We start from the raw sequence: 13491 nt of genomic DNA on the forward strand, positions 1-13491 counted from the left end.
AAATCTGACTAGATCAAAATAGGGATGTTGGATGTCTAGTGACTTGATATACCTGAAAGAAGAAGCCTATTTCGAACCTTTAGTTAATCACTGGTTTGCATGGTCTTATTTAATTCCGCCGGTTCAGGCCGCACGTTACATGGCCATTACGCACAAAAGGATTATGTCTTCTTTTGTTGAAAATGCCAGAGTTCACATTATGGCAGCACAGGTGCCTGCTCTTACGGGTGGAGAATTTCTTAATGCCCGAGCTGACCAGGTGGAAGATATTAAATCACTGTTGCTTGAACTGGAAAATCAACTTACCGATGTACTAGAACTTTCTGAAGCGGTTGAAGAACTGGATAAATTAACCCGTGCCCATAGTGACGGAAAATCGATTGAATACCTGTATAAAAAAATTCCAGAGCCTCTTAGGGGGTTCATTGAGATTGTACAGGACATCAACCACAATCCAGGTTATCGTTTAATAGAACCTTTACTCTATCATTCAAATCACTATCGAAAATCACTACAAAGCGTTTACTTTGGTTTGCTTTCCAGGGTGGGGGAAAGACCATTCTGTTTCTCTACCCCCCGTCTGGCCGATGAGAATCATATGCAATGGATGGTCGATTTCTGCACGCCAGAAGTAGACTTAATTGTTAAATCACGTACAGAAGGAATAGTGCGGGAAGTAGTTGAAGCTATATTTTCAAGAACCGAAGTGCGTGGCGGACTACATTACAATGAATTGTTTACCTCGCAACCGCCGACAAGACGTCATAAGCCAATATCTGATGTTGGAGTAAAATTAACTTTTCTCGGTCATGCCTCATTTATGCTGGAAACCCGTTCGATCAATATTTTAATAGATCCGGTAATTCCTGTTAGAGGTGAACATTATGCCGATGATGTTATCAGTTACTCTGAGCTACCTGAGACAATTAACTATATCTGTATTACCCATAATCATCACGATCATTTCAATCTGGAAACTTTACTACAGTTACGCCATAAAACAGATAAATTGATTCTACCCGTTAATAATGGTGGAACAATAATTGACCCCTCCATGAAACTAATCGCCCAACAGCTAGGCTTTAAGGTGATAGAGGTGGGCGACATTGAAGAAGTTGAAGTTCCTGATGGAAAAATAAAGGCGATACCTTTTTTGGGAGAGCACGGCGATCTTAATATACGTTCAAAAACCGTTTGGTATATTGAGCTTATGGGTAAGAAATTCTTATTTGGCGCCGATGCCACTAATAGCGATCCAGTAATGTATCGCCATGTTCATAAGTTGGTTGGGGATGTTGATGTTCTGGCTATTGGCATGGAATGTGTTGGGGCGCCTTATACATGGATTTATGGTGCGCTTAACACTAAGCCTGTGAGTAAAGATATCAGTCATTCACGCCGCCTAAACGGCTCAAATGCTGAGCAGGCATATCATATGGTTGAAACCTTCAACGCCCGGCAGGTTTTTCTTTATGCCATGGGATTAGAACCCTGGTACAAATATTTTATGGGTCTGGATTATAAAGATAATTCAGAGCAAATTATTGAATCTGACAAGATGATTAAGCTATGCAGCGATAAAGGAGTAGCTTGCCAGCGACTGGTAGGAAAAAACGTTACTTTTTACTGATAGAGCATCAACGGTGTTCCCTTCGTAAATTTGTTCTACATCATAGGAGATGACTACATGACTCAAGATGAGCAAAGACAACACAATCGTCGTATTGTTGAGAAGTATATGAATACCCAGGGACAAGATCGATTAAAGCGTCATGAACTGTTTACTGAAGATGGCTGCGGAGGTCTTTGGACCACCGACACTGGTGAGCCCATTATGATACGCAGCAAAAAACTTTTAGCGGAGCATGCTGTATGGTCTCTCAAGTGCTTTCCTGACTGGCTTTGGTTCAACATTAAAATATTTGATGGCCAGAACCCGGATTTCTTTTGGGTAGAGTGTGATGGCAAAGGCCGTATCTGTTTCGAAGGGTATCCAGAAGGTTTCTATGAAAATCATTTTATCCATAGCTTTGAATTTGAGAACGGTAAAATAAAAATTCAACGTGAGTTTATGAACCCCTGCAAGCAGTTCGAGGCATTGGGTATTACTGTGCCTCAGATTGTTAGGGCAGGCATACCGGCTTGATTTAGATTGTTTCAAGGGCGAGCAGCTTATTTTGCAGCTAAGCCAGAATTATTTTCTTCTTGAAAATATATAATTAAGAGATTACGGCAATTTGGGGCGGGGCATGAGCATTCCAAGAATCGAGAATTACACACTTCAAGCGTCGGATTTAAGTGCAGACAATATTGTTAATTGGAGCAAAGTAAATAGTCGCAGTATTTTGCTGGTTCATGACATGCAGCAATATTTTCTGAAGATGTTTCCGAACCCTCTACGTAGAGCACTGATTGAAAATTGTCAGACGCTGGTTTTGTACGCAAGAAAACATAACATACCAGTGGTTTATACGGCGCAATGCGGAGATATGTCGGAGAAACAGCGGGGGCTTCTTTTTGATATTTGGGGAAAGGGGATGAGCAATAGTCCTGAGCATACCGCTATTACTGAGGAAATTGCACCTAGGGAAGAAGACTCGGTGCTGGCCAAGTGGCGTTATAGCGCGTTCCATGCCACTTCCCTTGATGATATTTTCCATAATACACACCGTGATCAAATTATTATTTGTGGTGTTTTCGCTCATATTGGGGTTCTCGCTAGTGCTGTCGATGCTTATTCAAGAGATATAGAGGTCTTTCTCGTTCAGGATTCTATTGCTGACTTTTCCAAGCAGGACCATTTGCAAACATTAAATTATGCGGCGGAATGTTGCGCTAAAGTATTGCCAACAGAGGAAGTATGCCAATGACCTTTGATGGCGCCGCCAATGCATCGAATGTTTTACAAAATGTTATTGATGGTCATTATGATGCCTATGCATTGGTTTACCGACCCGAGCGATATAAACAACCGACACTTGAGGTTTTGACGGGAACCGAGCGCATACTGGAAAATCTGGCTGAACTGGAACTCATTCAGGAAGAGCAGAAAAATACATGTCGTTGGGGAACACTTGTTGTTACCCCATATCGTCAGATTGAAGAACGTGGTTTTACAGTTATCGATGATCAAGTGCCTTTTCGGGCACTTGACGTTGATCAATATAGAACAATACCGCTCGAAACAGGCCTGTCTGAATTACCGGATGTCCCCGTCAATCTCAGAGATGCTCACTTTATACCCGATGATGCAAGTTATGAAAATATAGTAAGGGCAGTGATCGAACAGGAAATTGGAACGGGAGAAGGAGCAAATTTTGTAATCAAGCGTACTTTTACTGGTGAGCTAGCTGATTACAAGGATCACGTTGGGTTGACGATTTTCCGCAACTTGTTAAAGCAGGAAAAGGGAGCTTACTGGCTATTTTTTATCAGAATGGGCGATCTTACTTTAGTAGGCGCCTCCCCGGAAATGCATATAAAACTTAATTCGAAATCGCTTTCCATGACGCCTATCAGTGGTACCTACCGATTTCCTTCCTTGGGTCCGACCCAGGAAGGACTTTTGGAATTTCTGAATAATGGCAAGGAGGAAGATGAGTTATCAATGGTTCTTGATGAAGAACTGAAAATGATGACTCATATATGTTCTTCCGAAGTCATTGCAAAGGGTCCCTATCTTATTCAGATGTCCCAATTAGCTCATGTTGGTTACCGAATTGAAGGTTCCACGGATTTGCCACTTTCTGAAATATTGAAGCGATCGATGTTTGCACCAACGGTAACTGGCAGTCCTCTTGAAAATGCTACCAGGGTGATAGCCCGCTATGAAACCAGTGGGCGTTCCTACTACAGTGGTTTTGCAGCGATGATCGAAAATAATGATTGTGGGACTTTGCTAGACTCGGCAATTCTTATCCGTACCGCTGAGATATTAAAGAGTGGAGATATGAGAGTAGGAGTAGGTGCTACTTTGGTACGCGATTCTGACCCTCACTCGGAAACTAAAGAAACAGCGGCGAAAGCTGCTGCACTTCAAGCTGCCATGGGTGTCAGTGCAATGGATTCCCTGGCAAAGAAGGAGTGTATTGGCCAGTCTCTACTTAATAGAAATAAACGCCTATCCAGTTTTTGGTTGAGTGGGACTTCAGGTATGAACGATCCTACTTTGGAGCAGGATGAGAGACTTACAGTTGCGATTCTTGATAATGAAGATGCATTCACTTCAATGATGGAGTACCAACTGCGCGCTGCAGGTTTAAAGGTTAAGGTCGTGCCCCACACCTTAATTAATTCAGTTACAGATTCCGAACTTATTATTGTAGGGCCAGGTCCTGGTGATCCATGTAATCACAACGATCCACGGGTTGTTGCCAGTCGACGTGTGATGACTGAAGCTTGGGAAAATAATCAACCTTTTGTTTCTATCTGTTTTGGTCACCAGATTTTATGCTCGCTTCTAGGTTTACCGATAAAGTCACTTGAACAGCCTAATCAGGGGCTGCAGAAGCAGATTTCTATCTTTGGAAAAACAGAGACAGTCGGCTTTTACAACACATTTACTGCGATATCTGACACGGATTATATCGAAAGTCCGGTAGGTAAAGTACGTATTTATCGTGATCCGGGGTCAAACCAGGTTCACGGGTTACAAGGGCCCAACTTTTGCTCGATGCAATTCCATCCTGAATCAGTATTGACAATGGATGGCTTCAGAATTCTGAGGGATGCCGTTTTATCAATGAGGGTTGAATGCGTATTGAACTAGCCTGGTGGGATCTTGATGATAATGATCCCGCGCCCGATGAGCTTAAGGGCTGTTTAACCGATGAAGTTCTCAAGGAATGGGAGCTTGTGCCTAATATGATAACGAAGCTTTGGCTTGTCTCAGAGGACACTCCCCGCTGGGGTGCTTTAATGATCTGGTGTGGAGATAAACCTAATCTCTCTGATATGCCACCTAATATCTCAGCGGAAATTATTAACAGACCGCCTGATCATCGAATAGCCTTTGATGTGTGCTTTGAAAGCAAACCAGCTGGATAGAAATTCATAGGGCATAGCATCAAAGAATGGCATTAGCCCTTTGCAGGAACTGCAACGCAGTAACCGTGACCTTTAAGGCCCACTCTTCGGGGCTTGCGGAGCGATTCACACCCCGCATTGCGACTTCTTGAAAGGTCTAGATATTCCTGCGAAGCCGCGCCTTAATTTTAAACCACTCTGCAAGCCAGAGGCATCACGGAGTTGTTCAGAGGCTCCTTAATTTGGTTAGAGTTTTCAGTATTCGATTAATGGAATAATAAAATGCATAGATACACTGTTGTAAACGCCTTTGGTAGAGAACCATTTACTGGTAATCCCGTAGCCGTTTTCTTTGATTGCGATGACCTGGACAGCAATAGTATGCAGAGAATTGCGGCTGAACTTAACCTTTCAGAAACAACGTTTATTGGAACCCCGAGCAAAGGTGGTGATGTCAATGTCAGGATTTTTACGCCTGTCAATGAACTGGATTTTGCGGGGCACCCGCTGTTGGGCACCGCATTGGCTTTATCGAAAGCAACTGATCTTACGGAATTAAAGATCGAAACCAAAAAAGGCCTTTTTAACTTTGCAGTGCAACCCGTTAAAGAAAATCCTTTCTCAGCTTACATACAAATGGAGCAGCCCTGCCCGGTAATTTCATCCTTTGATTATCAAGAGGCATTACTTGAGGCGCTTGGAGTGAGGCGAAGTACATTGCCGGTAGATATGTATGATGTGGGGCCCAGACACGTCTTTGTCGGGGTGGATAATAAGGATGAGCTTGCCCAAATCAGTCCTGACCTGAGGAGACTATCAGATTTCCACAATATGGCAGCGCTCTGTTTTAGCCCGGATATAGGAGACAGCTGGCGACTTCGTATGTTTTCTCCAGCCTATGGTGTTGCAGAGGATGCGGCTACAGGTTCTGCAGCGGGGCCATTGGCACTGCATCTTTCGCGTTATGGATTGGTAAAGTTCGGTGCAGAAATAAAGATCACTCAGGGGGTGGAAATGGGGAGACCTTCTCGTATGAATGCTATCGCCAATATAAAAAATGACTCCCCTTTCCTCAAAGTTGGTGGCTATGGGTTTCAGGTAGCTACTGGTCAATATTTTATCTAGGAAGGAATTATGAGCAGTACTTTTGAAAGCATGACAGGGAAAGTGGATCAAAGCTTTTCTGAATACAATACCCCTCCTAGTGACCCCATGTCTCTTGCACGACAATGGCTCCAGGAGGCTATCGATAACAAGGTTCGTGAACCTCGGGCGATGGTAATGGCGACAGCGAACCTCTCAGGCGCTCTGTCATCGCGAGTCATGGCTATATTGGATTTTGCGACCATTGGTATCATCTTCGCCACACACAGCTGTAGCCGTAAAATAAAAGATACCGAAGAGACCCCCTTTGCTTGTGGACACTTTTACTGGCGCGAGCTTGGTCGCCAGCTCTCCGTAAGTGGGAAAATTAGGCAGCTCGATCGAGAGCGGGCAGTTAGAGAGTGGGACGCTCGCCCAATACCTCTGCACGCGATGTCGACGGTTTCTCATCAAAGTGAGCCTTTGGATTCCTATGATCAACTGCTAGCTGCTGCGCAAGAGCTTGATCGTGTAGGCGCATTGCCTTGTCCCGAGAGGTTTTCAGTGTATGTTCTCGAGCCTCAAGCAATCGAGTTTTGGTCGTCGAGTTCTAATCGGCTTCACAAGAGGTTGCGATTCGAACGGGATCAAACGGAGTGGAAGCATATACGACTTCAGCCTTAGTCACCTACTCAACGGAGGAACATTCCTATGGAATCACCTGACTTCCAACGTCATTTGGCTGACATTTTGAACTGGCATTTTTCGCCGGATACCGGCTCTCCATTTTGGTTATCAATGCGCAGTCAACTTGATTTTGATCCAGTTAAGGATGTCCGATCATTGGCCGATCTGTCTTTATTTCCTGATATCAGCCAGTTGCTTCGTGAGATAGCGATTGAAGATCTGCAACCTAAGGGACTGGCCGATTATAGGCTTGCCGGGATATTTGAAAGTGGCGGGACAACGGGGACAGCCAAACGGGTTGTTGCTTATGAGGAGTGGCTTGAGCAGGTGGTTAGTTGGCGTTTGGAGGGATTTGAAACCTCAACAGATAAGACTCCGAAAAATACGCTGGCAATTATACCGACGGGCCCTCATATCGTAGGAGCCATCAACCGTCGTCGTGCCAGAGCTTTTGGTGGGCAGTGCTTCACTGTAGATTTAGATCCCCGTTGGGTAAAAAAATTGATCCAGGCAGGAAATATGGAAGGTGCCAGGGACTACTCCGATCATCTTATTGACCAGGCGGAACCCATCATTGCTACACAAGCTATTAAATATCTTATTGCAACACCGCCTTTGTTAGAGGCGATAGCGCGTCGCCGCTCCTTAGCTGAAACTCTCAACAGTACCCTTGAGATGATCACTTGGGGAGGAACTCATATGGATGTAGACACACTAGATTATTTGAAAACGATGGTATTCCCTGATGTCCCTATAACAGCGAGTTATGGAAGCACTATGATTCTTTCGGAGACCAAAGCGCGGATTAATCAGGACTATAACGGATCCCCTATCTTTGACAGCTACGCACCTTATGTCATTTTGGAGGTGGTCGACCCAGAAAGTGGAAAACCCGTTGAGTACAATGGGCGAGGACAGGTGGTGATGAATCACCTGAGTCGCTTTGCATTTTTCCCCAATATCTTTGAGCGTGATACGGCAGTGCGACTTCCCACTTTAGGGAATTGTCCCGGTTCTTCTGTCAGTGATGTAAAACCCGTTGCGCAGGTCTCCGGTAAAGCAGTGATTGAAGGAGTGTATTAATGGCAGCGCTCACTAGTGATGTCCGGAAAACTCCTTTTGAGCAACAGGTACTACAGGTGGAAGCACGTTGCCTAGGTGCTTCTCATCATACCAGGCGAAGGCAGCCGATAATGGATGTATCTGATCGCATCGTTGGTGAAAGTGCGATCGTCCCTACCGTTTATATACAAGATAAAATCGTACAGATGCGGAAAGGGGAATCACTAACACTTTCGCAACGCTATGAGCGATTAGCAAAGGCTGGCCAGATATATAAGGAAGCAAATTTAGCAGGCCTGGAACCGGACGCCTATATTTCGATGGTTGCTAATGTAACGGGGTTGCAGAAATCCCTGGTGGCCGAGTCTATGACTCACATTTCTCATAGTCTTAATAATATGCTCGGGATTATGCAGGCCGCTACCCCAGCCGGCGCTGTTTGGGATTACCGAGATTCCGCCGCCAGTAACGGTTGTAGCTTGTTGTCACGTCGAGGGGATGTTGTTTCAATTATTGCGGCAGGTAACGGTCCGGGTGTCCATGGCCTTTGGCCCCAGGCTATTGCTATGGGATACCGAACCATGGTCAGACCTTCATCCCGCGAACCCTTCACTGCACAGAGACTTATTTGCGCTCTTGAGTTGGCGGGGTTGGAACAATACGTTGCTTTGATCCCGACTGATCACAGGGGGGTAGATAGCCTGATTGAGCTAAGTGATCTGGCAATAGTTTATGGTGGCCCAGAGGTTACTACGCGGTATGGAAGCAATCCTAAAGTTCTAGTCCAAGGTCCGGGACGATCGAAAATGGTTGTAGGTAGGGATGTTGATCATGAAGAGGCTGTCACTGTTGTTGCTGAGTCTGTTTTATCACGAGGTGGTGCGGCCTGCGTCTGCGCCAGTGCAGTATTGGTGGAGGATGACCCCTATGGCTTTGCTCATCGGCTAAGGCTTGAACTAGAAGTTCGCGCGAAACTGCAACCCCTTACCCTGGGTAGAAGGCGGGAGGTTGATGCATATATGAATCTATTGCAAGCTGAAGAAAATCCATGGCTATATGATCATACTTCAACTAATGGGTACCCCTTAAAACCCCATGTTACCTTAGTTGAGAGTGCTACCGATGCCAAGGTCCAGCGTGAACTGCCATTTCCCTGTATAACTGTTGCACCTTTTAATCGGCAGGAAGATTTTAGTGCATTATCTGGCTCTCTTGTTGTTACGCTTTTATCCCGCGAGAAAGAACTAATTCACCGAGTACTATCGGATGCTTCCATTTCCAATGTTTATATTGGCATTATTCCCACTACCTGGATGGATTATCGGGTACCTCACGATGGCTATTTAGCTGATTTCTTAATGTGTAATCGGGGACTTCGGGTTCACACTCAATGGTTAAAATCCAGTTAGCAGAATAGAAAGCAAATTTAACAGCTTGTATGTGAAGTGGTAATGAAATTTGGAATGATCAAGGAATATTAAAACTTTTTCAGGATGAAAGATATGATAGTAAAATCGAGTAACAATTTATTGATTTGTCGAGTAATTGGAATATCAATTTTAATCCTAACCATAACCAATAGCGCGACAGCCAACATGAACTCAGTCATGGACGAAGTAGTAGTTACGGCAATGAAGAAAACGACGGCGATTAGTATTCAAGATGTTCCTACAGCTGTCACCGCATTTGACAATGTTCAACTAGAAAATAGGCATGTAACTTCTTTGGGTGACTTGGGATACAGTGTGCCGAATGTATCCCTTGATGATATTGGTACTTTTCCTGGATATGCAAATTTCTCCATACGTGGACTTGGTATCAATAGCTCTATACCTTCTATTGATCCAACAGTTGGTGTTTTTGTCGATGGTATGTATCTGGGCATTAGTGGTGGTGTGCTTTTTGACAACTTTGATCTACAGAGCATAGAAATATTGCGTGGCCCTCAGGGACTTTTGTTCGGTAGAAATGTTACTGGCGGTGCAATTCTATTAAATACAACAGTCCCAGGTGATGAATTACAAGCTAATGGGCGTTTTGCTCTTGAAAGTGGAACAAAAAAGATCACTAGTGGAGTGCTGTCTGGACCGGTAATCAACGATCTTTTAAATGCTAAGATTGCCGCCTATTACTCCGACGATTCTGGGTGGTTTGAAAACACACACACCGGTGACCGGCATGGTCGCTCTGAGACCAAAATTATTCGTCATGCATTAAATGCTTACCCTCTGGATGGACTACAAATGATCCTAAAGTTGGAGTTGGGTCAAATGGAGGGAGATGGTCCTGCCAACCAAAACAGGGACATTGCGGCATTGGGCGAATTCGACATTCAAATTGATGAGCCCGGGTATTCCGATGTTGATTGGAAAAGCGCAGTATCGGAGAGCAATATCAATATTGCACTTGGAGATGGTGTTCTCACCAACGTTTTTGCCTGGCGTCAGTACGAAGCCGGTACCTTATCGGATATTGATTCTTCTCCAATTATAGGTGCTCATGCTGAAACATGGACTGACCAGGAGCAATTCAGTAATGAGCTGCGTTACTCAGGTACTTTTAACTTAGTAGACGTGACCGCGGGTATCTATTACTTTACTCAGAATATTGACTATATCGAAGACCGGTTGGTGAATACTGGAGCGTTACGTTTAACTGGTGGTGGGGATCAGACCTATAAAACTTTGGGCTTTTTTGCTTCAACAGATTGGCACTTATCTGAAAATTGGCTATTGAATGCAGGTATTCGCTTTACCAACGAAGAAAAAGAAGCGGCCCTTGCAGATCTCGTGCCTAGTGGATGCAGCCTCATGAGACAAAGTTGTAATGTGACGTTCAATGACAATGAAGAGTGGAAAGCCTATACTCCAAAATTTGGGTTTCAATGGGTACCAGATGATGATACTCAGGTTTACGCTTTTTGGACTCGCGGATTTCGCAGTGGTGGCTACAATTTCCGTAATAACGATACCACAATTCCTGGCCCATTCGATCCAGAAAAACAGGATGCCTATGAGGTTGGTGTCAAAAAAGATTTCTCAAATACCACACGAGTTAATTTATCGGCTTTCTATAACGAGATTCACGATCTTCAGAGGGAAATTTCCTTTATAGGACAGGATAATGTTACTTTTCAAACAATAACTAATGCTGCGGATGCACAGATATTGGGTGTTGAGTTAGAAAGTCAAGTATACCTATCGAACAAAATTTCATTTACTGGTCATATTGGATATATGGATGATAAATATACACATATATTTTATGATCTTAATGAAGATGGGGAAATTAATAGTTTTGATAAGAAGCTGAGCCTGCCGCGTTTAGCTCCTTGGAGTTATGGTGCCTCGGTAATCTATTCCCAAGATATTGGCTCTATTGGCATTTTCAGTGGCAGTGTTACTTTCAATCACCGGGACAGACAATTCTATGACGATAACAATCGCGGTGTGCTGAGCGCGGCAGATATGCTCGAAGTGAACCTTTCGATAGAACCAGCTGATGGTGGCTGGAAGTTTTCGCTTTATGGCCGTAATCTTCTTAATGAAGTAACGGAAGGCCTTAATACCAGTATGCCAATTTATAGCCAGGAATCGACATTTACAATTTTAAATAAGGGACGAATTTTCGGTACGGAGTTTGTTGTTAATATTTAGAGTTGTAATTTTCCAATGCTCGAATTTTTGACTGTGCAATGTAAGCAGCGACCTTAGTGTTTAAAATATATTGATTTTGTTTGATTGTACGCTATTAAAATTTATTTATTTATTTATTTTCTATAGATATCAGCATCCAGCGATAAAACTATTCTTGCTGCTGATTTTTAGGCCTTGTATAATTAATTTGGTACAGGATTTTTTAACCTGCTTTAGGGAAGTGAAGTTATATGATTAAAGTATCCCCCAAACCTAATCTTCAACTTATCTACGTGTCTGATATTGAACGTTCAACGGGCTTTTACAAAATGCTTTTCAATTCAGATCCGATATTTTCCAGTCCTCGTTATGTGGCATTTGCAGCGGATGGCGAAGCATTATTTGCCCTTTGGACAGGGGGAGCAGAGCCAAATGCTGATACCCCTCGTTTCTCTGAGATTGGTATTATGTTGCCTTCTAGTGAAGATGTAGATTCTCTTTATGAGAATTGGCGAGAGAATACCGAAATCAAGTTTGCGAAAGAACCTTACAATGAGGTCTTTGGCCGTACTTTTCTTGTTGAAGATCCAGATGGCCATATAATTCGAGTATGTCCTGTAGATTAAGTACTAAATAATATTCTGTGACGAGTTTTGTGTTTTCTTCGTCTAATTGAAGTTCTCACAAGGTGCTTGGTTTTTAGCGATTTCATGTGTATTTAATCAAGTTGCACTGCAGTTGGAGTAATTGATTGTCCATTGCAGTGCATTTGTAAAATATGATTGGCTGTGTGGGTAGAAACTCCAACCTCCTAGCCAGAAGGATTCTCGTAGGCAAACAATTCCCTTGTGAATACTGGAATTGTCGATTGATAAAAATCAATTTCCGAATAAGATCAAGATCACAAATTTAGAGAAAGTGGTTGGGAGATGTGAAGTAGGAAAATGACTATTTTGAATGCAATTGATTACCGTTAAGCCGATTGATTTTAGAGGCAATATTGCGGTTCTTAAGTTAGACTGCTCATTTTTTTTGAGAGTTATTCTGGGTAGAATGGGACCCATACCGAATACCCGGAGTCTAGTTAATTTTATTCGTAACACCACTAAGCAAGTTTTTATTAACGTTATCCTCAAACAATTATCCAAAATTAAAATCTTAATCCATATTGATAAGGTTGATGAATCTACATATATAGGGCGTTATAGTTTATTAGGTCTTTCCAGTAAAAATTCTCGGCTATTACCAAGGCATAGAGAGAATTACATTAATGCACCGGTATTTAAATTTTACACTTAAGAAAGAAGTTGAAAACAGGTATTTTGGTAAAAATTAATATTCAAAATGTCAGTTGATTTTACGGTGGGCTCTATTCATTAAATCGTAAAGCTTCTGACTGCCAATTAGAGTCTTTACTATTGATGCTTCAGTTGATAGGTGGAGTCAAGGTTAACCTCTCTGCCAGCTTCGCTCATAAGCCTCTCATTCAAGAGATTTAACTAGCTTTAGAATATTAAGATTAAGTAGGCTTTGTATGTTTATGGGGCTCTTAGCTTTAAAGAAAGAATAGAAGTTGACTGTTCGGTCAATTGATTCTTAGTCATATGATAAAAGCTTGTATATGCTTGCCAAGATTAACGATGAATAGTTATAGTACGTCTCATTTTAGTGTGGCCTAGGCTCCGCTCCGGAAGCATACATTTGCTAGTTTTTTAACTGGAGTTCAGTTTTTATTATTCCAAATGATAGTTAGAATTCAAAATATGATGTGTGAAAATATATGGGAGATGTAATCCCTTTTAAAAAGAAAACTGCCTGGCAGAAACACAAGGGGAAAACCCTGTGTAGAGAGGGTTTCCATAAATGGAAGGTGATCACCGAGCGTAAGTTTGATGTTAAACAGGGAAAGCTGGTCACTGAGTATCGTTGTGAGCGCTGTGGAAAAAATAAGACCCGGTTACTCTAAGGATGTTTCCCACCGGTAATTTCTGTCCAGGTT

At 42.9% G+C, this 13491-nt stretch carries 12 protein-coding genes; all 12 read left to right on the plus strand.

Features of this window, described 5'->3' with window-relative positions; genetic code table 11:
- The first annotated feature begins 31 nt into the window (after window positions 1-31).
- The 12 genes from ABWV76_RS12095 to ABWV76_RS12150 all read left to right on the plus strand — a co-directional run bounded on the left by ABWV76_RS12095 (window position 32) and on the right by ABWV76_RS12150 (window position 13458).
- The gene (locus tag ABWV76_RS12095) at window positions 32-1630 is read left to right on the plus strand and encodes an MBL fold metallo-hydrolase (protein ID WP_353376054.1); all 1599 of its coding nucleotides are present in this window, start codon (window positions 32-34) and stop codon (window positions 1628-1630) included.
- Between the two features lie 57 nt (window positions 1631-1687).
- Window positions 1688-2146, plus strand: coding sequence for a PhzA/PhzB family protein (locus tag ABWV76_RS12100; RefSeq protein ID WP_353376055.1), 459 nt, complete (start codon window positions 1688-1690; stop codon window positions 2144-2146).
- A 103-nt stretch (window positions 2147-2249) separates the two neighbouring features.
- Window positions 2250-2870, plus strand: a complete 621-nt coding sequence (locus ABWV76_RS12105; RefSeq protein ID WP_353376056.1) for an isochorismatase family protein — start codon at window positions 2250-2252, stop codon at window positions 2868-2870.
- Window positions 2867-4768: an anthranilate synthase family protein gene (locus tag ABWV76_RS12110; protein ID WP_353376057.1), complete on the plus strand. Its 1902-nt coding sequence runs from the start codon at window positions 2867-2869 to the stop codon at window positions 4766-4768. Before ABWV76_RS12105 ends, ABWV76_RS12110 begins: the two co-directional genes overlap by 4 nt.
- Complete coding sequence (locus ABWV76_RS12115) at window positions 4753-5046, plus strand: hypothetical protein (RefSeq protein ID WP_020412660.1); 294 nt, start codon at window positions 4753-4755, stop codon at window positions 5044-5046. The genes ABWV76_RS12110 and ABWV76_RS12115 overlap by 16 nt, the downstream gene beginning before the upstream one ends.
- Window positions 5047-5307: 261 nt before the next feature.
- A complete protein-coding gene (locus ABWV76_RS12120; protein ID WP_353376058.1) occupies window positions 5308-6150 on the plus strand; it encodes a PhzF family phenazine biosynthesis protein in 843 nt (280 codons plus the stop codon).
- Between the two features lie 9 nt (window positions 6151-6159).
- Window positions 6160-6792, plus strand: a complete 633-nt coding sequence (locus ABWV76_RS12125; RefSeq protein WP_353376059.1) for a pyridoxal 5'-phosphate synthase — start codon at window positions 6160-6162, stop codon at window positions 6790-6792.
- Between the two features lie 27 nt (window positions 6793-6819).
- Window positions 6820-7878 (plus strand): phenylacetate--CoA ligase family protein, encoded by a 1059-nt coding sequence (locus ABWV76_RS12130; protein ID WP_353376060.1) that lies wholly within the window; start codon window positions 6820-6822, stop codon window positions 7876-7878.
- The gene (locus tag ABWV76_RS12135) at window positions 7878-9266 is read left to right on the plus strand and encodes an aldehyde dehydrogenase family protein (RefSeq protein ID WP_353376061.1); all 1389 of its coding nucleotides are present in this window, start codon (window positions 7878-7880) and stop codon (window positions 9264-9266) included. Before ABWV76_RS12130 ends, ABWV76_RS12135 begins: the two co-directional genes overlap by 1 nt.
- A gap of 198 nt (window positions 9267-9464) precedes the next feature.
- Window positions 9465-11513, plus strand: a complete 2049-nt coding sequence (locus tag ABWV76_RS12140) for a TonB-dependent receptor (RefSeq protein ID WP_353376062.1) — start codon at window positions 9465-9467, stop codon at window positions 11511-11513.
- Window positions 11514-11743: 230 nt separating this feature from the next.
- Window positions 11744-12118, plus strand: a complete 375-nt coding sequence (locus ABWV76_RS12145) for a VOC family protein (RefSeq protein WP_282952682.1) — start codon at window positions 11744-11746, stop codon at window positions 12116-12118.
- Between the two features lie 1154 nt (window positions 12119-13272).
- Window positions 13273-13458 carry a hypothetical protein gene (locus ABWV76_RS12150; protein ID WP_020412669.1) on the plus strand — a complete coding sequence of 62 codons (186 nt, stop codon included), beginning with the start codon at window positions 13273-13275 and terminating at the stop codon, window positions 13456-13458.
- Window positions 13459-13491 lie beyond the last annotated feature (33 nt).

Source organism: Microbulbifer sp. NBRC 101763, assembly GCF_040371615.1.
Lineage (GTDB): Bacteria > Pseudomonadota > Gammaproteobacteria > Pseudomonadales > Cellvibrionaceae > Microbulbifer > Microbulbifer variabilis.